This window comes from Pantoea ananatis LMG 2665 (assembly GCF_000710035.2).
GTDB classification, from domain to species: Bacteria; Pseudomonadota; Gammaproteobacteria; order Enterobacterales; family Enterobacteriaceae; genus Pantoea; species Pantoea ananatis.
In genome coordinates this window covers 63,624-88,894 of record NZ_JMJJ01000010.1, presented here as the reverse complement: position 1 = coordinate 88,894, position 25,271 = coordinate 63,624, and the positions used below count along the sequence as shown (strand labels likewise).

At 54.1% G+C, this 25,271-nt stretch carries 24 protein-coding genes and 1 riboswitch; of the genes, 6 read left to right on the top strand and 18 right to left on the bottom strand.

Annotated elements, in window-relative coordinates:
- Positions 1–339: 339 nt before the first annotated feature.
- Complete coding sequence (locus EL29_RS19415; RefSeq protein WP_014595065.1) at positions 340–1,404, top strand: NAD(P)-dependent alcohol dehydrogenase; 1,065 nt, start codon at positions 340–342, stop codon at positions 1,402–1,404.
- 38 nt (positions 1,405–1,442) lie between these two features.
- Here the strand turns inward: EL29_RS19415 and EL29_RS19410 are convergent, their stop codons facing one another.
- The 6 genes from EL29_RS19410 to dnaB form a co-directional block, all read right to left on the bottom strand.
- Positions 1,443–1,766 carry an MmcQ/YjbR family DNA-binding protein gene (locus EL29_RS19410; RefSeq protein ID WP_014606938.1) on the bottom strand — a complete coding sequence of 108 codons (324 nt, stop codon included), beginning with the start codon at positions 1,764–1,766 and terminating at the stop codon, positions 1,443–1,445.
- A gap of 2 nt (positions 1,767–1,768) precedes the next feature.
- Entirely contained in the window at positions 1,769–2,185 is a 417-nt protein-coding gene (locus EL29_RS19405) for a secondary thiamine-phosphate synthase enzyme YjbQ (protein WP_014606939.1), read from the bottom strand.
- A gap of 125 nt (positions 2,186–2,310) precedes the next feature.
- Complete coding sequence (locus tag EL29_RS19400) at positions 2,311–3,504, bottom strand: amino acid aminotransferase (RefSeq protein WP_024471455.1); 1,194 nt, start codon at positions 3,502–3,504, stop codon at positions 2,311–2,313.
- Between the two features lie 41 nt (positions 3,505–3,545).
- Complete coding sequence (locus tag EL29_RS19395) at positions 3,546–4,160, bottom strand: YitT family protein (protein ID WP_013024166.1); 615 nt, start codon at positions 4,158–4,160, stop codon at positions 3,546–3,548.
- Between the two features lie 195 nt (positions 4,161–4,355).
- Positions 4,356–4,847 carry an Lrp/AsnC family transcriptional regulator gene (locus EL29_RS19390; RefSeq protein ID WP_013024165.1) on the bottom strand — a complete coding sequence of 164 codons (492 nt, stop codon included), beginning with the start codon at positions 4,845–4,847 and terminating at the stop codon, positions 4,356–4,358.
- A gap of 125 nt (positions 4,848–4,972) precedes the next feature.
- Positions 4,973–6,379: a replicative DNA helicase gene (gene dnaB / locus EL29_RS19385; RefSeq protein ID WP_013024164.1), complete on the bottom strand. Its 1,407-nt coding sequence runs from the start codon at positions 6,377–6,379 to the stop codon at positions 4,973–4,975.
- A gap of 96 nt (positions 6,380–6,475) precedes the next feature.
- On the opposite strand from dnaB, the gene EL29_RS19380 reads away from it, so the two are divergent.
- Positions 6,476–7,459, top strand: coding sequence for a quinone oxidoreductase (locus EL29_RS19380; RefSeq protein WP_014606941.1), 984 nt, complete (start codon positions 6,476–6,478; stop codon positions 7,457–7,459).
- Positions 7,460–7,640: 181 nt separating this feature from the next.
- Here EL29_RS19380 and pspG read toward each other — a convergent pair whose 3' ends face one another.
- The 3 genes from pspG to traF all read right to left on the bottom strand — a co-directional run bounded on the left by pspG (position 7,641) and on the right by traF (position 10,435).
- A complete protein-coding gene (gene pspG, locus EL29_RS19375; RefSeq protein WP_014606942.1) occupies positions 7,641–7,907 on the bottom strand; it encodes an envelope stress response protein PspG in 267 nt (88 codons plus the stop codon).
- A 162-nt stretch (positions 7,908–8,069) separates the two neighbouring features.
- A complete protein-coding gene (dusA, locus tag EL29_RS19370) occupies positions 8,070–9,065 on the bottom strand; it encodes a tRNA dihydrouridine(20/20a) synthase DusA (RefSeq protein ID WP_013024161.1) in 996 nt (331 codons plus the stop codon).
- 98 nt (positions 9,066–9,163) lie between these two features.
- Positions 9,164–10,435: a conjugal transfer protein TraF gene (gene traF / locus EL29_RS19365; protein WP_013024160.1), complete on the bottom strand. Its 1,272-nt coding sequence runs from the start codon at positions 10,433–10,435 to the stop codon at positions 9,164–9,166.
- Between the two features lie 427 nt (positions 10,436–10,862).
- Between traF and zur the strand changes: the two genes are divergently transcribed.
- Positions 10,863–11,384, top strand: a complete 522-nt coding sequence (zur, locus tag EL29_RS19360; protein WP_028715928.1) for a zinc uptake transcriptional repressor Zur — start codon at positions 10,863–10,865, stop codon at positions 11,382–11,384.
- Positions 11,385–11,454: 70 nt separating this feature from the next.
- Here the strand turns inward: zur and EL29_RS19355 are convergent, their stop codons facing one another.
- The 4 genes from EL29_RS19355 to EL29_RS19340 all read right to left on the bottom strand — a co-directional run bounded on the left by EL29_RS19355 (position 11,455) and on the right by EL29_RS19340 (position 14,361).
- Positions 11,455–11,667 carry a CsbD family protein gene (locus EL29_RS19355; protein WP_014606944.1) on the bottom strand — a complete coding sequence of 71 codons (213 nt, stop codon included), beginning with the start codon at positions 11,665–11,667 and terminating at the stop codon, positions 11,455–11,457.
- 171 nt (positions 11,668–11,838) lie between these two features.
- Entirely contained in the window at positions 11,839–13,161 is a 1,323-nt protein-coding gene (dinF, locus tag EL29_RS19350) for an MATE family efflux transporter DinF (RefSeq protein WP_028715927.1), read from the bottom strand.
- A gap of 110 nt (positions 13,162–13,271) precedes the next feature.
- Positions 13,272–13,886: a transcriptional repressor LexA gene (gene lexA, locus EL29_RS19345; RefSeq protein WP_014595061.1), complete on the bottom strand. Its 615-nt coding sequence runs from the start codon at positions 13,884–13,886 to the stop codon at positions 13,272–13,274.
- A gap of 106 nt (positions 13,887–13,992) precedes the next feature.
- A complete protein-coding gene (locus EL29_RS19340) occupies positions 13,993–14,361 on the bottom strand; it encodes a diacylglycerol kinase (protein WP_013024155.1) in 369 nt (122 codons plus the stop codon).
- A gap of 128 nt (positions 14,362–14,489) precedes the next feature.
- On the opposite strand from EL29_RS19340, the gene plsB reads away from it, so the two are divergent.
- On the top strand, positions 14,490–16,916 hold the full coding sequence (gene plsB, locus EL29_RS19335) for a glycerol-3-phosphate 1-O-acyltransferase PlsB (protein ID WP_014595060.1): 2,427 nt from the start codon (positions 14,490–14,492) through the stop codon (positions 16,914–16,916).
- 129 nt (positions 16,917–17,045) lie between these two features.
- On the opposite strand, the gene ubiA is transcribed toward plsB, so the two are convergent.
- The 3 genes from ubiA to psiE form a co-directional block, all read right to left on the bottom strand.
- Complete coding sequence (gene ubiA, locus EL29_RS19330; protein WP_013024153.1) at positions 17,046–17,930, bottom strand: 4-hydroxybenzoate octaprenyltransferase; 885 nt, start codon at positions 17,928–17,930, stop codon at positions 17,046–17,048.
- Between the two features lie 11 nt (positions 17,931–17,941).
- Positions 17,942–18,454, bottom strand: a complete 513-nt coding sequence (ubiC, locus tag EL29_RS19325) for a chorismate lyase (RefSeq protein ID WP_013024152.1) — start codon at positions 18,452–18,454, stop codon at positions 17,942–17,944.
- 84 nt (positions 18,455–18,538) lie between these two features.
- Complete coding sequence (gene psiE / locus EL29_RS19320) at positions 18,539–18,949, bottom strand: phosphate-starvation-inducible protein PsiE (RefSeq protein WP_013024151.1); 411 nt, start codon at positions 18,947–18,949, stop codon at positions 18,539–18,541.
- Positions 18,950–19,576: 627 nt separating this feature from the next.
- Here psiE and EL29_RS19315 point away from each other — a divergent pair.
- Together EL29_RS19315 and EL29_RS19310 are read left to right on the top strand one after the other, a co-directional pair.
- Positions 19,577–20,389 (top strand): alkaline phosphatase family protein, encoded by an 813-nt coding sequence (locus tag EL29_RS19315; RefSeq protein WP_014606949.1) that lies wholly within the window; start codon positions 19,577–19,579, stop codon positions 20,387–20,389.
- Positions 20,390–20,786: 397 nt separating this feature from the next.
- Positions 20,787–22,412, top strand: coding sequence for a Na/Pi cotransporter family protein (locus EL29_RS19310; RefSeq protein ID WP_014606950.1), 1,626 nt, complete (start codon positions 20,787–20,789; stop codon positions 22,410–22,412).
- 48 nt (positions 22,413–22,460) lie between these two features.
- On the opposite strand, the gene panS is transcribed toward EL29_RS19310, so the two are convergent.
- On the bottom strand, positions 22,461–23,381 hold the full coding sequence (gene panS / locus EL29_RS19305) for a ketopantoate/pantoate/pantothenate transporter PanS (protein ID WP_013024148.1): 921 nt from the start codon (positions 23,379–23,381) through the stop codon (positions 22,461–22,463).
- 117 nt (positions 23,382–23,498) lie between these two features.
- Positions 23,499–24,851 carry a lysine-sensitive aspartokinase 3 gene (gene lysC, locus EL29_RS19300; protein WP_014595054.1) on the bottom strand — a complete coding sequence of 451 codons (1,353 nt, stop codon included), beginning with the start codon at positions 24,849–24,851 and terminating at the stop codon, positions 23,499–23,501.
- Between the two features lie 110 nt (positions 24,852–24,961).
- A riboswitch (Lysine riboswitch) is annotated at positions 24,962–25,154 on the bottom strand.
- Positions 25,155–25,271 lie beyond the last annotated feature (117 nt).

Here is a 25,271-nt window from a genome sequence, read left to right as displayed (position 1 = left end):
TTCCGGCCAGGCAGGCGTAAATCAGGAGAAGGCCGATGGCACATCGCCATCGGCGGTAGCGCTGAGTAATGGTACAGCCGTTTTTCAGGCCACCTTTGAGCGGAGGCGTGACTGACAAGCAGCACGGCTCTGGCAGGCTTTTTTTGATCGCTGTTCTGTTTACCCTGAGAAATGCAGGATCAGGCAAGATTCAGACACGTATAGGCATATACGCTTTTCAATCCCCTGACTATCCTTAATCCGTTCCTCTTTGGTACGCCCCTGGCGTCACCTTCTTGCTGCGCGCTTTACGCTGCGGCGTTGATCAAAAAATCACGACACACCTTAACTGGAGACACCATGAACATTACCCATGCGTATGCTGCTCAGGATGCAAAATCCAAACTGGCACCGTTTGATTTCAAACCGCGTGAGCTTCGTGCTCATGACGTACAGCTTGAAGTGCTGTTCTGTGGCGTTTGTCACTCTGACTTGCATCAGGCACGCAATGAGTGGAAAAACACAATTTTCCCAGTGGTACCGGGACACGAGATTGTCGGTCGCGTTACCGCTGTTGGCCCTGAGACCCAAAAATACAAAGTGGGCGATTTGGTCGGCGTCGGCTGTCTGGTGGATTCCTGCCGTAGCTGTCCGAGCTGTCAGGAAGGGCTGGAGCAGTATTGTGAAAATGGCTTTGTCGGCACCTACAACGGTGAAGATCGCTTAACAGGGGCCATTACCTATGGCGGCTACTCCACCTCAATGGTGGTGGATGAAGACTTTGTACTGCGTATTCCTGCAAATCTTGAACTGGCAGGCGTGGCACCGCTGCTGTGTGCCGGCATTACGACCTATTCGCCGCTGCGCCACTGGAACGTAGGCCCCGGTAAAAAAGTTGGCATCGTCGGTCTGGGCGGCCTGGGTCATATGGGCGTGAAAATTGCGCATGCTATGGGCGCGCATGTCGTGCTGTTCACCACCTCTCCGTCTAAAATCGAAGACGGTAAACGCCTGGGCGCGGACGAAGTGGTGATCTCAAAAGATGCCGACCAGATGGCTCAGCATGCTAACAGCTTTGATTTTATCCTGAATACCGTCGCCGCCCAGCACGACCTCAACCCGTTTATCACCCTGCTGAAGCGCGACGGGAATATGACCCTGGTTGGCGCACCTGAGCACGACCACCCGGCACCACAGGTTTTCAATCTGATCTTTAAACGCCGCAGTATTGCCGGTTCACTGATTGGCGGCATTGCAGAAACCCAGGAAATGCTGGATTTCTGTGGCGAGCATGGCATTACCTCAGATATCGAGCTGATTGCGATGAATCAGATTAACGACGCCTACGAACGTATGCTGAAAAGCGACGTAAAATACCGCTTTGTTATTGATATCAATACGCTGCGTGATGAATCAGCGGCATAACCCTGCCGTTTGCCCTTTCCCACCTCGGGAAAGGGCAGTTATCGTCCGGCATCAGCCTGCTGAAAAGAGGCGTCCACCAGATAATAGATTTGCGAATCTTTTAACGTGCCGTCCAGAAACAGCGTATTCCAGTGGGATTTATTCAGGTGTTCACTGGGGAACACATCGCTGTGCTCTTCCCGCATCAGCTCGGCCAGCGCAGGCGTCGACTTTAACGATACCGCTGGACGCCCTTTTACCTCGTGAACCATGGCAAACAGTACGCCGTTGCTTTTGATCTGCGTGGCCTTCCAGTCGCTGTGTACGCTCTGTTCGGCGCCAGGTTTGTTCATGCAATAGGTCAGTAACTCCGAATTATTCATTATCATTCCCCTTGTAAGGTGGCAACGATACGCCGGGCACCGCCGTGAATGCGATGCTCACCCAACCAAATCCCCTGCCAGGTGCCTAATACCAGCTGACCGCGCTGCACGGGCAATGTCAGCGATACGCCGAGACTGGACGATTTAATGTGCGCGGGCATATCGTCACGACCTTCATAGTCATGCTGATAAGGTGCGTCTTCCGGGACGTGGCGCATGAAATGCTGCTCCATATCACGTCGAACCGTAGGATCGCAGTTTTCATTCAACGTCAGTGAGGCTGAAGTATGTTGCAACAGCAAATGCACCAGTCCCGTTCTGATATCACGTAATCCCGTCAACTGCTGCACGATTTCGTCCGTGATCAGATGAAAACCACGAGATTTCGCGCTTAAGACCAACGTTTGTTGATGCCACATAATTTTTTCCCTGAATCTGTCAGACCATTTAAGTGTGCAGAATGTGGCGCAAAGGTAAACCCGAAGCCTGAAAATAAAAAAGCCGCCAGACAATGCTGGCGGCCAGAACCTGTGACGGCCGTAAATTACATGACCGCGGCGAACGCTTCTGCAACCTGGTGAACGTTTTTACTGTTGAGGCCAGCCACGCACATACGACCGCTGCCGACCAGATACACACCAAACTCTTCGCGCAGACGATCCACCTGCTGCGCGCTCAGGCCGGTGTAGCTGAACATGCCGCGTTGCTTTAACAGGTAGTCGAAGCGCTTGCCCGGTAATGCCGTGCTCAGCACCTGTACCAGCGCCTGACGCATGTCGATAATACGCAGACGCATCGCTTCCACTTCTGCCAGCCAGTTTGCCTTTAAAGCCGCGTCGTTCAGGACACGTGCCACAACCTGCGCACCAAAATTCGGCGGGCTGGAGTAGTTGCGACGCACGGTCGCTTTTAACTGACCCAGAACTCGGCTGGACTCTTCAGCGCTGTCGCACACGATGGACAACCCACCGACGCGTTCGCCGTAGAGCGAGAAAATTTTCGAGAAGGAGTTGCTGACCAGCGCAGGCAGGCCCGCGGCAGCAACCGCACGCATCGCGTAAGCATCCTCTTCCATTCCGGCACCGAAGCCCTGATAGGCGATATCGAGAAACGGGATCAGTTCCTGCGCTTTCAACACCGCGACGGTTTCGTCCCACTGAGCATTGGTCAGGTCGGCGCCGGTTGGGTTGTGGCAGCACGGATGCAACAGCACGATGCTCTGCTTTGGTAAGGTTTTCAGCGTGTTGAGGAAGGCATCGAAACGGACACCGTTAGTTTCAGGATCGTACCAGGGATAGGTCTTCACCTCAAAACCGGCACCGCTAAAAATGGCAACATGGTTCTCCCAGGTCGGATCGCTAACCCAGACGTTTGACTGCGGAAAATAGCGCTTGAGGAAATCCGCGCCCACTTTCAGCGCGCCCGAACCGCCTAATGTCTGGATGGATGCCACATGGCCCGCTTTTAGCACCGGATGATCGGCACCAAATAACAACGGGGCAATCGCGTTGCGGTAGGTACTCAATCCTTCCATTGGCAGATAAAGCGACGCCTGCTGCGGCTCGGCACGCAACTGTTCCTCAGCATCGGCCACGGCCTGTAGCTGAGGAATGATGCCTTGCTCGTTGTAATAAAGCCCAATACTCAGGTTCACTTTATGCTCGCGCGGGTCCTGTTTAAAGGCTTCCATCAGCGACAAAATAGGGTCGCCAGCATAGGCATCAACGTTTTGGAACACGGTGCAGATCTCCATGGTTGGTCTAGAAATAAAAGGGGCCACTAAACCCTGTACCGCCCGGGGCGATGGTTCATTGCGATAATCACATTAAGGACCACCGCACCGGCTACAGAAGCAAGCAACATGGGCAGGCTGACGACAAAAAGTGACGCCAGCACGACGCAGGTATCTACCGCCATTTGCAGTTTACCGGCGCGGATATCGAAACGATCCTGTAACCACAGCGCCAGAATATTGATTCCACCCAGGCTGGCTTTGTGACGAAACAACACTATAAACCCAATCCCCATGATGACGTTACCGAACAATGCCGCATAAAAAGGATTCAGCGCGGAAAAATGCATAAACAGCGGGTGCAGGTGGGTAAAAAGCGACACCAGCCCGACGGCGCTGAAGGTTTTCAGGGTAAATTCCCAGCCCATCCGTTTTACGGCCAGCCAGTAAAACGGGATGTTAATGAGAAAAAAGGCGCTGCCAAAAGACATGGGCGACAGGTAGCTGATTAAAAACGCGAGGCCTGCCGTGCTGCCGGTCAGCGCGCCCGCCTGCTTCAGCATAATCACGCCGAACGACACCATTAACGTGCCGAGCAGAATCGCAAGCGCATCTTCAAGACGAGAGTGGGGAATATGAGCGGGTTGTACAATGTTATCCATGATGCTGTCTCAGTACGGGTAATGACGCACTGATGCAATAACTGCGCCAGCCGGGCTGCGCTGGCAACAGGTTGACAGAAGATCACCGTTTTCGCCCGTCCGGGCGGGTGCTTTCGTGCAATACCGACTTATTTTATGCACAAATAGCGCAAAATCAGGCAGTTTATCGCGTTTAATCTGCACCAAAATGGCACATCATGCGCTTTTTTGGCGCGCAGCCGGTTCCGCACTCATCATCAGGCCATTCTCTTTCAGTCTGCCTAGCACGACCGACGTTTTGACATGGGAAACGCTCTGGTGCCCGGCTAAAAGCTGACTGATTAAGGCACTGAGCGAGGCTAAGTCAGCTACCGCGACTTTAAGCAGATAGTCGGCATCGCCGGTGGTTTTATAAGCATCAACAATGGCCTCTTCCCGTTCCACCATTTGATGAAAGCTCTCAACATAGTCTGCAGTATGGTTGATCAGGCGCACTTCGATTAGCCCAACCATGCCAAGACCGACGGCGTCGGGCGACAAACGCGCATGATAGCCAAGAATAAGGTTTGCCTGTTCAAGGTTGATACGGCGGCGTGAGCATTGCGATGCAGAAAGACCCACTAAATCACTGAGTTCCTGATTAGTAAGGCGGCCATTGGATTGTAACAGAGTGAGGATTTTCAGATCGTAATCGTCTACATGAGTCATGCTGTTTCCATCGCGTAAAGTGTTGCTTTACTACAGATAACCCGATTATCTGCAGGCTTGTCCAACACTATTTCGCACGGCGGGGGCCGACATGCACAGATCGTGCATGTCGGCACACAGCAGCATTACTCGTCGTCGTATTGCGGCCCAGCGTAGTTATCGAAACGCGACCACTGACCGTTAAAAGTGAGGCGAACGGTACCAATGGGGCCGTTACGCTGCTTACCCAGGATGATCTCGGCAATCCCTTTAAGATCGCTGTTTTCGTGGTAGACCTCATCGCGATAGATAAACATGATCAAGTCGGCATCCTGCTCGATCGATCCGGATTCACGCAGATCGGAGTTCACCGGGCGTTTATCTGCACGCTGCTCCAGAGAGCGGTTTAACTGGGATAAGGCCACCACCGGCACATTCAGCTCTTTTGCCAACGCTTTGAGTGAACGCGAAATCTCCGCGATTTCCAGCGTACGGTTATCTGACAGTGCCGGGACGCGCATCAGCTGCAGGTAGTCGATCATAATCAGGCTCAGTCCACCGTTCTCACGGTAGATACGACGCGCGCGCGAACGCACTTCGGTTGGCGTCAGGCCAGAAGAATCATCGATATACATATTCTTCTTTTCCAGCAGGATGCCCATGGTGCCTGAAATCCGCGCCCAGTCTTCATCGTCGAGCTGGCCGGTACGGATACGCGTTTGATCCACGCGCGACAAGGAAGCCAGCATACGCATCATGATCTGCTCGCTGGGCATTTCCAGACTGAAGATCAGAACCGGCTTGTCCTGCAACATCGCGGCATTTTCGCACAGGTTCATGGCAAAGGTGGTTTTCCCCATAGACGGACGGGCAGCCACAATAATCAGGTCTGACCGTTGAAGCCCGGCGGTTTTCTTATTCAGGTCCTGGTAGCCGGTATCCACTCCGGTGACACCATCATGCGGCGTCTGATACAGCGACTCAATGCGAGAAACGGTCGCTTCAAGAATCTGCTCGATGTTCTTTGGGCCGTCATCTTTATTGGCCCGCGCCTCTGCAATCTTAAATACGTTCGACTCAGCAAAATCCAGCAGATCTTCACTGCTGCGCCCTTGTGGATCGTAACCGGCATCGGCGATCTGGTTTGCCACGGCGATCATTTCGCGCACCACGGCGCGTTCGCGCACGATATCGGCATAAGCGCCGATGTTCGCAGCACTGGGCGTATTTTTGGCCAGCTCAGCCAGATAGGCGAAACCGCCTGCCATTTCCAGTTCGCCCCGCGTTTCGAGCGATTCTGACAGGGTGATCAGATCGATTGGCTTACTGTTTTCCAGCAGGCGCTGCATCTCGGAAAAAATCAGACGGTGCGAGCGATTAAAGAAATCATTAGCTACGACGCGTTCGGACACATTGTCCCAGCGCTCGTTATCCAGCATTAACCCACCCAGTACCGACTGTTCCGCTTCCAGCGAATGCGGGGGCATTTTCACGCCTTCCAACTGGCGATCCTGCGTTTCGTTCGATTTGTTGGTGGGTTTATTTCCTGCCATAGTGAATGCATTACCGATCTTCTGTGGGGACGCGCAAGTATACCTCAGTTAAGGGGCGCGCCTCACCCTCATGATGAAACAATCACAGGAGTAAGAATGGCAAAGCGTATTCAGTTCAACGCACACGGCGGTCCCGAGGTCTTAAACTGGGTCGATTTTGAGCTTGCCGATCCCACCGAGCATGAAATCCAGGTAGAGAATCGCGCGATTGGCATTAACTATATTGATACCTACGTGCGCAGCGGCCTGTATCCAACGGGCCATTTTCCCTCGGGGCTGGGCACCGAGGCGGCCGGTGTCGTCACCCGCGTCGGTTCGGCCGTTACGCGCTTTACGCCCGGCGATCGCGTCGTATATTGCCAGGCGGCGCTGGGCGCTTACAGTGAACGCCACAATGTAGCTGAAGAGCGTCTGATGCTGTTACCAGACGCAATTAGCTTTGAGCAGGCAGCCGCCAGTTTCCTCAAAGGCCTGACCACACAGTATCTGCTTCGTCAGACCTACAAGGTAAAACCGGATGAAACATTCCTGTTTCATGCGGCGGCCGGTGGGGTTGGGCTGATTGCCTGCCAGTGGGCGAAAGCGCTTGGCGCACACCTGATTGGCACCGTCGGCTCTCCAGAAAAAGCGGCGCGGGCAAAAAATGCCGGCGCCTGGGCCACCATTAACTACCAGCAAGAAGATATTGCCCAGCGCGTCATGGAACTGACCGCAGGCGAAAAGGTTGGCGTGGTATATGACTCCGTGGGTAAAGCGACCTGGGAGGCCTCGCTAGACTGTCTGCGCCGTCAGGGGCTGATGGTGAGCTTTGGTAATGCTTCGGGTCCGGTGACCAATATCGATCTCAGTATCCTGAACAAAAAGGGATCGTTGTTCGTTACCCGGCCCTCCCTGTTTGGTTACATCACCAATCGCCAGGAACTGGAGACAGCCAGCGCTGAGCTGTTTTCTTTGCTGGCCAGCGGTGCGATTAAGGTCGATGTGCCAGAACAGCAACAATTTGCCCTTAAAGACGCCAGTAAGGCACATCAGGTGCTGGAAAGCCGGGCCACGCACGGATCGAGCCTGTTAATTCCGTGAAATAAAAAGGGCTTCCCGCAGGAAGCCCTTCTTTTATTTTTCATTCGCACTGATGTAGGGGCAGAAGCGATGAACAGATTATGAAATCACGCGAGCCATCCTGACAGAAAATATAAGTAAAAAGTATGGTCCGCAGCCATTATCTTACCGGCAATCTCTTAACCTGTGATCTCGCCCACATTTAGTACCGGCCATCTCTTTCCAGTCGGCTGAAGCGGCGTTTGAGCCTGTTGCGTCGACGTGTGTCTTCATCAGTAAAAAAGCGGCGATAAAGCCACACCGCTGCCACCGCCAGTATGAGCCAGGGCAGAACGTGTACGATAAGCGCAAACACGCCACCGATAAACATCACCACCGTCGCGACGATCAGGGCAGCAATGACGCCTAACAGGGACACGCCGGTGAATAACAGCATCAGGAAAAAACCCAATACAAAAAGTATGTCCATTTTGGTGCTCCTCGTTATCAATAGATTATTTATTACAAGAAACGTGCCAAAGGTTAACTTTTTGATTTTAAATAAGATAACAGAATAGCCCCAGCCCAAAGATGATGAAATTCACCAAATTATGGTGTTAAAAAAACCAGCCTGATGGCTGGTTTGGCAGAACTAGGCTTCCTGAGGAATTTTGTCGGCGACCAACGCCAGCGCCGCCTCCAGCACGCGGACGTCAGCGCCAGGTTTGTGCGCATTTTCACTAAGATGACGACGCCACTGACGTGCACCAGGAATGCCCTGGAACAGGCCCAACATATGGCGCGTGACATGGCCGAGATAGGTGCCTTTCGACAGTTCTGCCTCGATATAAGGATACATCGCGCGCACCACCGCAACCGGATCGACAGCAGGACGGTCGCGGCCAAATAATTCACGATCCACCTGTGCGAGGATACCGGGGTTTTGATAGGCTTCGCGGCCCATCATGACGCCATCCAGATGCTGAAGATGCGTTTTCGCTTCTTCAAGCGTTTTAACGCCGCCGTTAATCGCAATCGTTAACTGAGGGAAATCGCGTTTTAACTGGTAAACACGTGGATAATCCAGCGGTGGGATCTCACGGTTCTCTTTCGGGCTGAGTCCGGAAAGCCAGGCTTTGCGGGCATGGATAATAAAGGTGTCACAACCACCGCGTTCGGCAACCGTGCCGATAAAGTCGGTAAGGAAAGCATAGCTGTCCTGATCGTCAATGCCGATGCGCGTTTTAACCGTTACCGGGATATCCACCACATCGCGCATCGCTTTGATGCCGTCAGCCACTAAGCCAGCTTCCGCCATCAGGCAGGCGCCAAAACGACCATTCTGTACCCGGTCTGACGGGCAACCGACATTGAGGTTCACCTCATCGTAACCGCGCTGCTCTGCCAGCGCCGCACACTGCGCCAGGGCTGCGGGATCGCTGCCGCCCAACTGCAATGCGACCGGGTGCTCCTGCTCGCTGTATGCCAGATAATCGCCTTTGCCGTGAATAATCGCGCCCGTTGTTACCATCTCGGTATACAGCAGCGTGTCAGCCGTAAGCTGGCGATGGAAATAGCGACAGTGACGGTCAGTCCAGTCGAGCATGGGGGCAATGGAGAAGCGTTGGGATGAAAAAGTATCGGTCATGAAGCGCAGTCGGTCCGGTGGTTAACAGTGATGATATTCTGCGCAAGGATAGCATAAGGGCGGGCGACAAGGTATCGCCCGCCCGTGAATGGCGGAGATTAGAAATTAAATCCGAGCTGAGCCATCGCGCCCCAGGTATTGTTTTGGCCTACCGAACCCGCCAGATCCAGGTGCACAGAATTATTGAATGGTGACAGGCCGAAACCGGCTGTGGCTACGTTCTCATCAGTCGAACGCATGTCCGCGCGGTAACCAGCACGTAACTGCAGCCAGTCCAGTACACGGTATTCCGCACCGACGCCAGCGTACTGGCTGTTTTCCTGCGATTTAAAACGGTGGGTTTCAGTCAGATCAACATCGCCTGTCAGGGTAACGGGACCTTTATCCCAGGCTAAACCCGCGGTTACTAACGGCCGGATTTCGTAAGTATCGCGGTAGCCGTTCACTTCTTTCGTTTCCAGATCGCGGGAAACCAGGTTTTGTCCGGTCACGCCCAGCGTCCAGTTTTCAGCAAACACTGTCGCCATGCCGGCATCAATGTTGAAGCCACTTTCCGTGCTGCGGTAGCGGCCATCGCGTAAATCGTTTTTGTCGTAGTTATAGACGCTGGCGGAATAGTTATACAGCCAGGTTTTTTGCAGCTTGGGTGTAATGCCAATTGAAACCGGCTGACCGGCGATGGTGAATTCATGCGCAACGGCAATACCATAATCCGTATTCAGTGCAGCCAGCCCATTGGCACTGGAACCCAGCAAGTTTTGGATATTAGCCAGCCCAAAGGGACCGCCAGGAATACCTGCAAAGGAGCCATCAGCAACGCCCTGCAGTATGACAATGTCGCCCTCTTTCACGTTTGCGCGTACATGTGCTGTACCGTAAGCCTTAGTCACAAAAGCAAAAGGCAGGGTTTCGTTAGGGATGGTTACGGCAATCGCCACGCCCGCTGTGGCATTAGCTTTGTTACCACGTAAGTCCCGGAGCGTATTCGCTAAGTCGCCTGAAGCGGCCTGTATCTCAGGAATACGACGCAACAGCTCAAACCCCGATGCATTTTCGAACAGATCCTGATAGCGATTCACTGTGTCAGTGATGTTATCGATCTTATCGACCATCTTGTCTTTGTCGGTGATTTGCGCACCGGCACTGGGAATAATGATGCTGACATCGTCATCAGGTTTCGCTTTGGTCATCAAGGCCGGGTTGGCCAGAACGGCTGATCCGTAGGTCGAGGACGCCACGCCTGTTCCACCCATGGCATCGTTACGGGCATCATACCAGGTTCCTGCGGCCAGCGCGGAAGATGAGAAAACCAGGGCATTGAACACTGCAGGAAAAACCAGAACGGAACGTGGTACGGTTAATTTTGCCATTTGCTTATCATCACCTGAAATATTGCCGTCAAAACATTAACGACTGAATAGTTTGTTAGCTCCATTGTGGAGGATTGCTAACGCTTTATTGCTGTGAATTCAGAGTAAATAGTGGCGCAATTCCGTGGATTGATTATTTTTCGATCCGATATGTGCAGTTACCGCCAGAAAAGCTTCAGGCAAATCCGGTCTGAGCCAGCACTTTATTAAGAACATTTAAACATTAGTGCTTAACTCAGTGAGATGTAAAGTAAAAGTAAAAAATATCTATAAACATTCTGAAATACACTGGTCTCAGGCGGGTTGTTGCCGGGGGAAAACAGGGGGAAAAGCGGCCAAAAAGGCAGGCTTAGGGACTCCTGGCGAGGTTCAGCGTCAACATAATTATTGTGATAAGATAACATCACCTGTCCAGCGGAGAACTTTCATGTCAACCATGACGCCAGAGCAAATTATGACCCAGGCTGAGAAGCTGTGTTTACAGCGCGGTGTCCGCCTGACAACACAGCGAGCAGAAGTGCTGAGGTTGATGGCCGGACAGCCTGGCTCAATCAGTGCCTATGATCTGCTTGATCAGCTGCGGGTTAGCGAGCCACAGGCAAAACCGCCCACCGTTTATCGCGCGCTGGATTTCCTGCTGGAGCAGGGATTTATTCATCGGGTGGAGTCAAATAACAGCTACGTAATGTGCCATCACTTCGAAGCGCCTGCACACACGTCGGTTATGCTGGTGTGCGATCGCTGTGCTGGCGTGACCGAAAAGCAGGCTCAGGGCGCGGAGCAGATCATCGCCTCTTTGGCTGAGGAAGCCCATTTTATCCTCAGAAATAGCGTGATCGAAGCGCATGGCTTATGTGAGAACTGTGCTGAAGTTGAGGCGTGTGAACAGCATGAACATTGTGATCACGACCATCAAGCTGAAGGGAAAAAGCGCGGTAAGCGGAGCTAGTTTGCACATCCTTGTGCGGTGGCCGGCATGAGCGTACCGACCCGGGTAGGAGCGTCCCTGAAAAGCGTGATTACCAGCGGTAATCTTTGTTAGAACCTTCCCAGGCCGTTACTTCCTTCTCCGCTTCTTCTTTTGCGTAGCCGTAACGTTCCTGGATTTTACCGACCAGCTGATCGCGTTTACCTTCAATGACTTGCATGTCATCATCGGTCAGCTTGCCCCATTTCTCTTTCATTTTTCCTTTGAACTGTTTCCAGTTACCACTCGCTTCGTCTTTATTCATTGCAGACCTCCACGTTATCCTTCGGTTTCGCATTATCTTGCAGTTAAGCAAAATCACGATATAAAGCGCTGGTCATCAGCGCCATTCAAAGTTAATTGTAGTAGGTAATTTCAGGATTGCCGGAAAAAATGAAAATATTATGTATCCTGCGTCATAATTACGGCTGAGCGGTCAGGCATTGAACCAGGTGCCATTACGCCAGTGCTTCCGCCAGACCAGCCACAAGGATAAGCCACGCAGGGCCAGGAAAACGGCGATAGCCAGCCACAAACCATGGTTGCCCAGCCAAGGCAGTGTCGTGAGCGTCAGGAAATAACCCAGCGCAGCCACTGCCATGCTGTTACGCATTTCTCTACCCCGCGTTGCGCCAATAAACATGCCATCCAGCAGATAGCACCAGACGCCGATCAGCGGTAACACCATCTGCCAAATCAGAAAACTATCGGCCGCCTCTTGCAGTGCACGAATAGAAGTCAGCAAAGTCACGATCTGATAGCCAAAAAAAGCATAGGCCAGCGAGAAAAACAGCGCCACTAACAGGGCCTGGCGACAGGCAGACAACCATACCTGCTGCAGTCGGCTACCGTCTTTTGCCCCGTGTGCTTCGCCAGCAAAGGCCTCGACGGCATAGGCAAAGCCGTCCAGGGCATAAGCGGTAAAAGTGATAAACATCAGAAGGATAGCATTTACCGCTACCACATCCGGGCCAATACGGGCACCCAGTACGGTCAGCGAGGCAAAGCAGAGCTGCAAGAGCAATGAGCGCAGTAAGATATCGCGGTTAAGGCGAAGAAGGCGGTGAATATCGCCACGCCAGCTGCGGGCGAGCATATCAAACCTGATACCACGGAGCCTTAATACGCGCCACACCATTGCCATACCGACCAGCAACGTCGCGTATTCTGCCAGCGCGGTGGCGGTGGCAGCACCGGACACGCCCCAGTGCAGGCCCAGAACCAACCAAAGATCTAACAGGATATTGATGACATTCCCCACCACCAGCAGGATGACGGGTGCCCGGGCATACTGAACGCCCAGCAGCCAGCCCAGGATTACCAGGTTAGCCAGCGTTGCGGGCGCGCTGAGCCAGCGAATATGAATAAACAGAGCAGCCTGTTCCAGCACCGACGGATCCCCACCGACAAAGCGGGTCGCCAATGCGGTGACGGGATAGCGGAGGAAGATAAACAGGATGCCGACCACCAGGGCGATGATCAGTGGCTGTGTTAGCGCACGCGCCAGCGCGGTCTTATCGCCCGCACCGAATGCCTGTGCCGTTAAGCCCGTAGTGCTCATGCGTAGAAAAAGCAGCAACATGAAGACAAAGCTGGTGACGGTCGTGCCGACGGCGACGCCGCCCAGATAGATCGGACTGTCGAGATGGCCAATAACGGCCGTATCGACCAGGCCGAGCAAAGGAACCGTAATATTTGACAGGATCATGGGCAGCGCTAACCGCCACAGTTTTTTATCGGTAGCCGTCAGAAAGCGCATTCGTGAATCCGTGCGATGAACCGCCGGGGTTTCAGGTCAACCCACAGCGGAAAAGTAAGGACAAGCAGGGGAATAGTAAGATTGACGAAAACCGACAATCTTAACCGGTTTTACAGCCACTCACCGTTACGCACAATGCCCACGGCCAGACCTTCAACGGTCAGTGACTGGGCACGGGTGTCAACAACGATAGGCTCGAAATCATTGTTTTCAGGTAAGAGATGCACCACAGAACCCTGCTTTTTCCAGCGTTTTACCGTGACTTCGTCATCGATGCGCGCCACCACAACCTGACCATTGCGCACGTCCTGCGTTTTGTGTACGGCCAGCAGATCGCCATCCATGATGCCGATGTCTTTCATTGACATACCGCTTACGCGCAGCAGGAAATCCGCTGAAGGCTTGAACATGTCGGGATCCACTTTGTAATGCGTTTCAATGTGTTCCTGGGCCAGTAATGGCTCACCGGCGGCAACACGACCGATCAGCGGCAGGCCCTCTGATGGCTCTTCTTCCATTAACAAACGGATACCGCGGGACGCACCAGAGACAATTTCAATCACGCCTTTACGCGCCAGTGCTTTCAGGTGTTCTTCGGCCGCATTGGGCGAACGAAAACCGAGTTGTGCAGCAATTTCTGCACGCGTTGGCGGCATGCCTGTTTGATTAATGTGGTCGCGAATCAAGTCGTAGACCTGTTGCTGCCTGCTGGTTAATGCTTTCATCCCGCCCCCTGGTTGTTTATACAGTCGCTGTGAGTATATACAGGTATTGGTGAAATGGAAACCAAAACTCAGGTCAAAATCAGTTATTTGAGCCGAGATGGAACGCTTATCGCAAATGCGACCAAAGCAGCGTTCCCCAGACAAAAAGGGCCAGTAATATTGCGATAAAAACGGCAGCGGATCCCATGTCTTTTGCCCGCCCGGCAAGCGGATGACGCTCCTGGCCTGTGCGGTCTACCACGGCTTCTATCGCGCTGTTCAGGACTTCGACAATAATCACCAGCACGACAGAACCAATCATCAGGATGCGCGAAACAGTATCGACATCCAGCCAGCAGGCCAGGATAATCGCCACCACTGCGGCAACCGCTTCCTGACGAAAAGCGGCTTCGTGCTGCCAGGCAGCACGCAGACCTTGCCATGAATAGCCGGCCGCTTTCACAATACGGTTAAGGCCGGTGGCATTATTTGTCATAATAAAGGAACTCTTTTCAAAGGATTGACGTCAATATTGGGCAGCGCACAATTGTCGCTGTCACAGATTTTTGCTGCGCTTTCTGATAAGCTTGCGCCGCTTTGCTAACAAGAGGCTTCATATTGTCTATGTCAGGTTGGCGTATACTTTTTTATAAATTACTGAATTTACCCCTTTCGTTTCTGGTAAAGAGTAAGGCCATTCCGGCCGATCCCGTATCCGAACATGGGCTGGATCCTACCCGGCCTATTATGTATGTCCTGCCTTATGATTCAAAGGCCGATCTCCTCACTTTGCGTGCGCAGTGCATCCGGCACGATCTGCCCGATCCGCTCTCACCACTGGAGATTGACGGGGCCCTGTTGCCGCGCCATGTCTTTATTCACGACGGTCCGCGCGTGTTCCCCTATTTCGTGCCCAGCGTCGAGTCAGTAAAAATCTTCCACGAATATCTTGATCTGCACCGCAGTAATCCTGAGCTTGATATTCAGATGTTACCGGTTTCAGTTATGTTTGGTCGTGCACCTGGTCGGGAAGTGCAGGGTGAAGACAATCCACCGCATTTGCGCTTGCTTAACGGCGTACAAAAATTCTTTGCCGTGCTCTGGCATGGACGTGACAGTTTTGTGCGCTTCTCACCGACCGTCTCTCTGCGTCGTATGGCGACTGAGCACGGCACGGATAAATCCATCGCCCAGAAACTGGCCCGGGTTGCCCGTATCCACTTTGCCCGTCAGCGTCTGGCGGCTGTTGGCCCGCGCCTTCCCGCGCGCCAGGATTTGTTCAACCGCCTGCTGCAATCGAAGGCGATTGAAAAAGCGGTAGAAGACGAAGCACGCAGTAAAAAGATTTCCCATGAGAAAGCGCAGCAGAACGCCATCGAGATGATGGAAGAGATTGCCGCCAACTTCTCCTATGAAGCCATTCGCGTGACGGACCGGGTAATGGGCTGGCTCTGGAGCCGCCTCTATCAGGGTATCAATGTGAACGGCGGTGAGCGCGTGCGTCAGTTGGCGCAGGACGGACACGAGATCGTTTATGTGCCCTGCCACCGCAGCCACATGGATTACCTGCTGCTGTCTTACGTGCTGTATCACCAGGGGCTGGTACCGCCGCACATCGCCGCCGGTATTAACCTGAATTTCTGGCCTGCCGGGCCGATTTTCCGCCGTCTGGGTGCCTTCTTTATTCGCCGTACCTTTAAGGGCAACAAGCTCTACTCCACCGTTTTCCGCGAATATCTGGGCGAGCTTTTTACCCGCGGCTATTCCGTCGAGTACTTCGTTGAAGGCGGCCGTTCACGTACTGGCCGACTGCTGGATCCTAAAACCGGGACGTTATCCATGACGCTGCAGGCCATGCTGCGCGGCGGTACGCGCCCTATCACGTTAGTGCCTATTTACATCGGCTATGAACATGTCATGGAAGTGGGAACCTACGCGAAAGAACTGCGCGGTGCCGTTAAAGAGAAAGAAGGCTTTATGCAGATGGTGCGCGGCTTGCGCAAGCTGCGTAACCTCGGCCAGGGATACGTGAATTTTGGTGAGCCGCTGCCGCTGATAAATTATCTGAACAAGCGCGTTCCTGAATGGCGGGATTCTATCGATCCCATTGAAGCCCAACGCCCGGGTTGGTTAACCCCAACGGCGAATGATATCGCGGCCACCATCATGGTGCGAATCAATGAAGCCGGCGCGGCGAATGCCATGAACCTGTGCGTGACCGCCCTGCTTGCTTCACGTCAGCGCTCACTAACTCGCGAGCAGCTGATTGAGCAACTGGAGTGCTACACCCAGTTACTGCGCAATGTGCCCTACTCACCGGATGCAACATTGCCAGACATGTCCGCCGAAGCCTTGCTGGACCATGCCCTTAGCATGAACAAGTTCGAGAGTGAGAAAGACAGTATTGGTGACATCATTATTCTGCCGCGCGAGCAGGCCGTGCTGATGACCTACTACCGTAATAACATTCATCATATGCTGGTGATGCCAGCGCTGATTGCGGCGATTGTGCAGCAGCACCGTAATCTGAGCGAAGCCGAACTGCTGCGTCAGGTCAGTCTGATTTACCCCATGCTGAAGAGCGAACTGTTCCTGCGCTGGAGCAATGACCAACTGCCGCAGTTGCTCACTGATTTGTGCCAGGAACTGACGCGTCAGGGGCTGATTACCATTGAAGCGGGCCTGCTGTCGTTCAATACCGCGCGTTACCGTACGCTTCAGCTGCTGGCCGCAGGTGTACGTGAGACGCTGCAGCGCTACGCCATTACTTTCTCCATCCTGAGTGCCAAGCCCACCATCAACCGTGGCACGCTGGAAAAAGAGAGCCGTACCCTGGCGCAGCGTCTGAGCGTGTTGCACGGCATTAACGCGCCGGAGTTCTTTGATAAAGCGGTGTTTTCCTCACTGGTGCTCACACTGCGTGATGAAGGCTATATCAGCGACAGTGGCGATGCAGACGTGGCGCAGACGCTGGCGACCTGGCATATCCTGGCTGAGCTGGTTACCAGCGATGTACGCATGACCATTGAGAGCGCTGTCGCGCACGATTAACGAGTCAGCGACAACGAAAAAGGCGACCATTGAGGTCGCCTTTTTTATCCGCGTGCTGGCATGGCGCAACTACCCGCTTTGACCCACTTTCCAATCCACAAGCTGGCTGTGATGTCCTGTCAATGGCGTTTAAAGAAGCTGTGAAAACGGCGGCGTATTCATCAGCACGCCCAGAAACAGAACCAGTCCTACGTAGTTGTTGTTCAGAAAAGCGCGGAAACAGGCCTGGCGATCGCGCTCTGCGATCAGCTTTTGCTGATAAACAAACAGCCCGCCAGCCAGCAATAGTGTCCAGTAAAACGCCCCGTTCAGATCCAGAATCATCCCTACCCACGCCATGAGTACCAGCGTCGCCAACTGCAGCAAACCAATAATGAATTTGTCGTAGCGGCCAAACAGTATCGCCGTTGATTTAACGCCAATCTTCAGGTCATCATCGCGATCGACCATGGCATATTGCGTGTCATAGGCCACCGTCCAGCAAATGTTAGCCAGAAATACCAGCCAGCAGACAAGAGGTAAGGACTCACTAACTGCTGACCATGCCATGGGAATCGCCCAGCCAAATGCCGCGCCCAGCACCACCTGCGGCAAATGCGTATAGCGCTTCATAAACGGATAGACCCAGGCCAGTGCCAGGCCCACGACCGAGAGCATGATGGTCATCAGGTTCATGCTCAGCACCAGGGCAAAGGCAATCAGTCCTAACACCACAAATAAGTATTTGGCCTCTTTCGCAGTGACGGCACCGCTTGCCAGCGGCCGGTGCTTCGTGCGCTCGACATGACCATCGACCTTGCGATCGGCATAATCATTGATGACACAGCCTGCGGCGCGCATAACAAATACCCCGGCGACAAACACCGCCAGTATGTGTAGGGGCGGAACAGCCATCTTTGCCAACCACAGCGCCCACAATGTTGGCCACAGCAGCAGCAGAGCGCCAATCGGCTTATCAATGCGCATCAGGCGGCTATAAGCCTGCCATTTCGTCATGTTTTGTTTGTTCTGCACAGGTCAAACCCTTAACCTTGATCACGATAGAGCGGCGAAGCCGGTAAAAACAGTTCCGTTAACAGCAGCGGTTTCCCTGACAGTCGCAGGCGCGAGCGGCGTCCCCAGAGCGCATCAACGCGGCCAGGCTCAATGAAATCGCGGGTCAGCGTTGATGACGAGAACAGATAACGCCCCAGCGGGCGCGTACCGAGTTGCTGTAACATCGCTTCCGGGCCGTTGAGGGTACTTTCTGGCACCAGCGTGCGCCCTGCCAGCCAAGGTTCCTCATCCCCGTAGAGAATGACTTCTCGCAGCCAGAAACGCTGATCGGCAGGGAGTAATGCCCCTTCATCGCCGAGTTCATCGGCGGAGATAAAGTCCTCACGTACAGGTTCCACCCTGACCTTCTGGCAATGCTGTTCAAAGCGTCGCGTCATGGAATCCTCTTCCATTAGCCAGTCACGAAGCGGTTGCGTCAATGCGGCATCGTCCAGCGCCAGCCAGTTAAGTGAACGTAACGAACGGAGCGGGTCTTGCGTCATGGCACTTTCCCCTAAAAATTTTCAGAGCGGTAGTTTAGCGCAGAGCGATACGAGGAACACCCGTCCTGAATGCTGAGAACGTGATTACTCGCGTTTAAGCCGGTTACTGTTTGCCAGCCACAGCGTGATCACTAGCAGCAGGATGGCCGCAGAGTAGCACAGCGTATCAAAGGGATTTTTATGGTCGACGATGATCAGCCTGATGATGGCCGTAATCCCGATATAGACAAAATAGCGCAAGGGAAAATGGTAGCCCGACTGAAAGTACTTCACGATGAGTGCAATGAACTCAAAGTAGAGAAAATAAATCACAATGCCCTCAATTAGCAGGTAGGAGGACGCCTGCTCACCGGTGCTAAACAGCACATTGGCCAGATGTACCGTCTCCTTGCCCAAAAATACCATCAAAATGAAGGCCAGGATCAACAGCCCCGCGTTCAGCACCCACTGCATCAGGCGCGCAATCTTCTGTGCTGCAGGATTTTTATCACTCATGTCACGCCTCGAGAATCGAATGGAGTTCGGTTAGCGTTATCATGCTTTAGTGTGACCTAAATCACAATATAGCCGTCAGGCTTACCGCATCCGCTGCCCTCTCCGACACAACGTTGAGACGTGCAGTGTTCCCTGTCAGGCAGGGTGAATTCCGTCTCCCTAAGGCGGAATGACACAGCTGTACAGGCCGGTTTTTTATTGCTGTGTTACGGCGGCTCACATCGGCCCGTTACGGCGGCTGATTTTCGCCGTGCCGCGGATTGTTAAGCCTGTCATCCATTTTTCATATCCGCAGACTACATTGGCTCGGCTTTTGCGAACGACGGCGTCAGACAATGCTTTCACCGGCGCCTCTGGATGAAGGCGTTTACTGCCCTGAGCTGGCGCGTAGCTTCTGTCCTCTAGCAGTGAGCAGAGTCAGGTGGCCGCAAAAAACGCGATGCAGTACGCGAGACGTCACCAGAAAGCAGACGGCTCGCAATAAGTTAGTGTGCGCACACTATCAAAATAGATCCTGCGCAGGCGGTAATGAGACGTGAAATCAAAGCCTGTCACCGCGTCAGATAACCTCACAGTGATCCCTGAGGGCTCAGACGCGCAAATTCAGCGGCGCAGCAAGGAGAAAACATGAAAACGATTTTGGTGATTTTGGACGGCCTGAGTCACTACGTTGCTCAACATGCTATGGGTTACCTGCATGCGGAATGCGCCCAGGACAGAGGGCATTATTACAGCCTGACCTGCGAGCTACCCTCGCTGTCACGTCCGCTGTATGAATGTATTCTGACCGGCGTTGCGCCGGTGCAGAGTGGCATCATTCATAACGACGTTAACCGTATGAGCCGCGAACGCAGTGTGTTTCACTATGCGCGCGATGCCGGACTGACCACCGCCGCCGCCGCTTACCACTGGATAAGCGAGCTGTATAACCGCACCCCTTTCGTCCCGGCACGCGATCGCCACACTGAGGCCCCGACCCTGCCTGTTCAGTTTGGTCATTTTTACGTCGATGACAGCTATCCAGACTCGCACCTGTTTGAAGATGCCGAGAGTCTTCGGTTACGTTACAACCCGGATTTCCTGCTGATTCATCCGATGAATATCGATCATGCCGGACATCAGCATGGCCTGTCTTCTGCGCAGTACCGTAACCGCGCGCGCATGGCGGATGGCTATCTGTCGCAGTGGATGCCCGGCTGGCTGGCAGAAGGCTATCAGGTCGTCGTCACGGCCGACCACGGGATGAACGACGACCGGTCGCACGGTGGCATGCTGCCAGAAGAAACGACCGTTCCGCTGTTTGTGTTTGGCGAGGGATTCTCGCTAAGGCCCGGCCTGGCGCCTCAACAAACCGAGCTTTGTGGCACCCTGTGTTCACTGCTTGATGTGCTCCATGATAAGCCAGTCCATCATGCCCTGCTGGCGGGCTCAGCATACTGAAGCTGGCGCCCTTCCCCGTGCGGCGGAAGGGTTAAGAACATGAACGTCTTAAACCCGCTCCTGTGCTGACCTGCCAGGGTCAGCAACCGGGTATCACCCGCAGCCCTCTCCGGCCAGCCCCGCGCCCACTGAACGTTTCTGCCGGTGCGATGCGCTACCGCTGACCGTTCAATCGGCCTGAAAAGGCTCGCCCGGTAAACGAAGCGGTGCGCGCAGGCCGGATTTGTCCATGCAGATCGCCAGAGTAGTCTACATTTAGAGATGTCGACGTTGCGCAGGTTGTTTAAAACACTGAAAAAAATTGCACAGCGTCCGGCAATCACGTGATCAGATTGCGTTCTCCATCAGGCTGGCAATCTGAACCGCCTGAAGCCTGATGGTTAAGGAGCCACTATACGTGTTAACCCTGCTTAACTTACTCTCTGCCGTTGCGCTTCTGGTATGGGGCACGCACATTACCCGCTCCGGAATTATGCGCGTATACGGTGCCGATTTGCGCCGGGTGCTCAGCCGCAGTGTAGAAAAGAAACCCATGGCGTTCCTGGCCGGCATTGGCGTGACCATGCTGGTACAAAGCAGCAATGCCACCACGCTGCTGGTGACCTCATTTGTGGCCCAAAACCTGGTGAGCCTGACACCGGCATTGGTGGTGATATTGGGTGCTGACGTCGGGACAGCCATTATGGCGCGCGTCCTGACGTTTGATCTCTCCTGGCTTTCACCACTGTTTATCTTTTTTGGTGTAGTGTTTTTCATCAGCCGCAAACAAACCCGCGCAGGACAGCTTGGACGTACCAGCATTGGTCTGGGGCTTATCCTGCTGGCGCTGCAGTTGATTGTCGAAGCCGCCAGGCCAATCACCCAGGCCTCGGGCGTACAGGTGCTGTTTTCCAGCTTAACGGGTGATGTGATGCTGGATGCCTTGATCGGCGCGGTCTTTGCGATTATCAGCTACTCAAGCCTGGCAGCGGTGCTGATTACGGCCACCCTGACGGCAACGGGCGTGATCGCCTTTAAGGTGGCGTTGTGCCTGGTGATTGGCGCTAACCTCGGCAGTGGTTTACTGGCCGTCATCAACGGCAGTGGCTCCAACGCGGCGGGTAAACGCGTCGCGATGGGCAGCCTGCTGTTTAAGCTGATTGGCTGCGTATTGATTCTGCCCTTTGTCGATCCGGTTGCGGTATGGCTGGACAAGCTGCCGGTGAACGACGAAGAGCTGGTGATCTTCTTTCACGTTTTCTACAACCTGATTCGCTGCGTGGTGATGGTGCCGTTCGCCGATGCCATGGCGCGTCTGTGTTGCCGACTGATTGCTGACGATGCCGAAAGCGATACCACGCTGAAACCCAGGCACCTTGACAGCAGCGCGCTGGATACACCGGCACTGGCGTTGGTTAACGCGGCGCGCGAAGCGTTGCGCATGGGCGACGTGCTGGAGCAGATGCTGGACACGTTTCTGCAAGTGGTTCGTGGAGAAGCACGCGCGGAACGTCGCGTGCGGCGGCTGGATGATGACGTCGATGTGCTCTACACCGCCATCAAACTCTATCTGGCGCGCATGCCCAAAGAGGATTTATCAGAGCAGGATTCTCGCCGTTGGGGAGAAGTGATTGAAATGTCGCTAAATCTGGAAATGGCAGGCGATATCATTGAACGCATGAGCGGCGATGTCGCCGATAAGTCTCTTGCCGCGCGGCGGACCTTTTCGCCAGAAGGCATGAAAGAGCTTGAGTCACTCTACGAACAGCTGGTTGAAAACCTGCGGCTGAGCCTGTCGGTTTTCCTCTCGCACGACGTCACCAGCGCGAAGCGGTTGCGCCGAGCCAAACACCGTTTCCGCCTGAAAATACGCCGTTATTCCCATTCACACGTCAATCGCCTGCACCAGCAGAATGTGCAGAGCATTGAAACCAGCTCACTCCATCTGGGCCTGCTGGGTGATATGAAGCGGCTAAACTCCCTGTTCTGCGCAGTGGCCTACACGGTGCTGGAACAGCCGGATGACGAAAGGGACGGGGATTAATCTACAGGGGCCATCCGGCCCCGTGATGTCGGTTGTACAGGCAAAAAACTACTTCTTTTTCTCAACAGGTTTACCCGACCAGTAACCCGCCAGCAGTGAACCGGACAGGTTATGCCAGACAGAGAACAGGGCGCCCGGCAGCGCTGCCAGAGGAGAAAAGTAAAGTTTGCCCAGCGTTGCGGCCAGTCCTGAGTTTTGCATACCGACCTCAAGCGCCAGCGTGCGGCAGGTGGACTCATCAAAGCCAAACAGTTTACCGCCCCAGTAGCCTCCCAGCAGACCAATGGCATTGTGCAGGATGACCGCTGCAATCACCATGACACCGACTGAGGCAATAAAGCCCTGGCTACCTGCCACTACGGCGCTGATGATCAGCAGAATACAGAGCATGGAAAAGGCTGGTAGATAGGGCTCGATCCGGCGCACCACGCTGTTCATGGTGTGATGGATGATCAGGCCTAACCCGATAGGGATCACGACGATCTTCACGATGCTCAGTAGCATCCCAGCGACATCAACCTGAATGTGCGTATCCACGTAAAAGCGCGTCAGCAGCGGCGTGGCAAACACGCCCACCAATGCTGACACCGACGAGATCGTCACCGACAGGGCCACATCGCCTTTAGCCAGATAGATCATTACGTTAGAAGCGGTCCCACTGGCAACGCTGCCCACCAGAATCATCCCCGCAGCGAGATCCGGCGGCATATGAAACAGCTTAGCCAGCGCCCAGGCGGCCAGCGGCATGACCAGATAGTGTAAGAAGGTGCCGGCAATAACCGGCGCCGGGCGCGTCAGCACGCGTTTAAAATCATCAATGTTCAGCGTTACGCCCATGCCAAACATAATCAGCATCAGCAGATAAGCGACCCATGGACCGATGCCAAGAAAGGTTGTGGGTGAATAGTAGGCAGCGACAGACAACAGAATTGCCCACAAAGGAAACAGACGAGTTAAGGTGGCAAGCATAAACAGATATCCTTATGAGCGAGTGAGGGACTACTGTGAAAGCACGCTGTGCCGCCTGGCGGCCTGTCGTGAAAAAGCCGGACAGAGCCCGGCTTTAACCCAGTGGCGGCTGAGCGCTTATTCAAACAAATTGTGATGCAGTGTACGCACTACGCTTTCAGCATCATTGCCCGGCACAAGGAAACAGAGATTGTAGCTGCTGGCACCGTAGCAGATCATCCGCAGGTTAAAAGGTTCGAGCACGCCGAAGACCTCTTTCCCTACGCCGCAGGCTTTCGACAATTCGTTGCCGATAATGGCCACCAGCGCCAGGTTTTCTTCCACTTCCACCCGACAGAGTGACGACAGCTCCGTCAGCAGCGCCTGGCTCAGCAGATTGTCGCCCGTTGAGGTTGATCCCGTGGTATCCAGCGTTAACGCCACGCTGACTTCCGACGTGGTGATCAGATCCACTGACACGTTGTGACGCACCAGAATATTGAACACTTCAGACAGGAAGCCCGGCGTGTGTAGCATATTCAGGCTGTGCAGCGTGACCAGGGTTTGCTTGCGGCGCAGCGCCAGCGCACGGAACAGCGGTGGATTCGCCGTCTCATTGCACACGCGCGTACCGCCCGCGGCAGGATCTTTACTGGAACCAACAAACACCGGAATGTCGCTACGCACCGCAGGCAGCAGCGTTGCAGGGTGCAGCACTTTGGCCCCAAAGGTGGCCATTTCAGCCGCTTCTTCAAAGGTGATCTCATCAATACGTTTTGCCGCAGGCACCACGCGCGGATCGGTGGTGTAGATCCCCGGCACGTCCGTCCAGATATCCACGCGCGAGGCTTTTAACGCTTCACCCAGCAAGGCAGCCGTGTAGTCACTGCCGCCGCGACCTAACGTGGTCGTGCGCCCTTTTTCTTCGCTGCCGATAAAGCCCTGGGTCACCACCAGTGACGCAGCAATACGCGGTTGCAGTTGCGCGCTAACCTGTTCAGCCAGTACGGCCACATCGGGCTCAGCACGGCCAAAACGGTCATTGGTGCGCATGACTTTGCGTACATCGAACCATTCTGCATTAACCTTGCGTTCACGCAGGATCTCAACGAACAGCAAGGTCGACATCAGTTCGCCGTGGCTGACCAGTTCGTCGGTTAAGGCGTTAGACGTGGCCAGCGCGGCCGCATCGGACAGCATGCCGATGTTATCAATGATGCGGTCGATTTCGTCGCGAATGACGTCCGGATTTTGCAGACGATCGATGATGGCGTATTGAATGCGGCGGATGTCATCGAGTTGCGCTGCACGCTGCGATGTCTCCTGGCCTTCGGCAAGAGAGACCAGCAGGTTTGTGATGCCTGCAGAGGCAGAAAGCACCACCAGCCGGGTATTGCTGTCCTGCAATACCACATCGGCGCTACGGTTCATGGCATCGAAATCGGCAACGCTGGTACCGCCAAATTTCGCTACATTCAGATTCAGAGACATTGTATGACCTCGTGTCAGGGTACGTTGCCCTCATCCGTTAACGGGTGAGAAACAGTAATTCAGCCTAAGCACAAGGAAAGAGCAGAAACGGGTAAGATCGAATAGACGAGTCACCCAGAAGCGCTCCACCTTGCAAAACGTCCGACTGTGGACGTTTCTGGTGACAACCCAGAGGATTCAGCCCCTGTAGCCGACAGTCAACACACCGTGTGTTTACCACCTCGGCGTCGCTCCCCCTGATGTGTTATCGCCGGATACGGTTCCTCCAACACACTGCCTGGGCGACGCGCCTCTTCTGGCTTGCGCACGGGTGCGCAAGTAGCGCGCATAGATTTATCGATTTCTGGCCCTGCTGTCAATGACCGCTGTGGGACAATTTTTCATGCAGAGCGCACCGGATAACAAATTTTGCCCTAATGC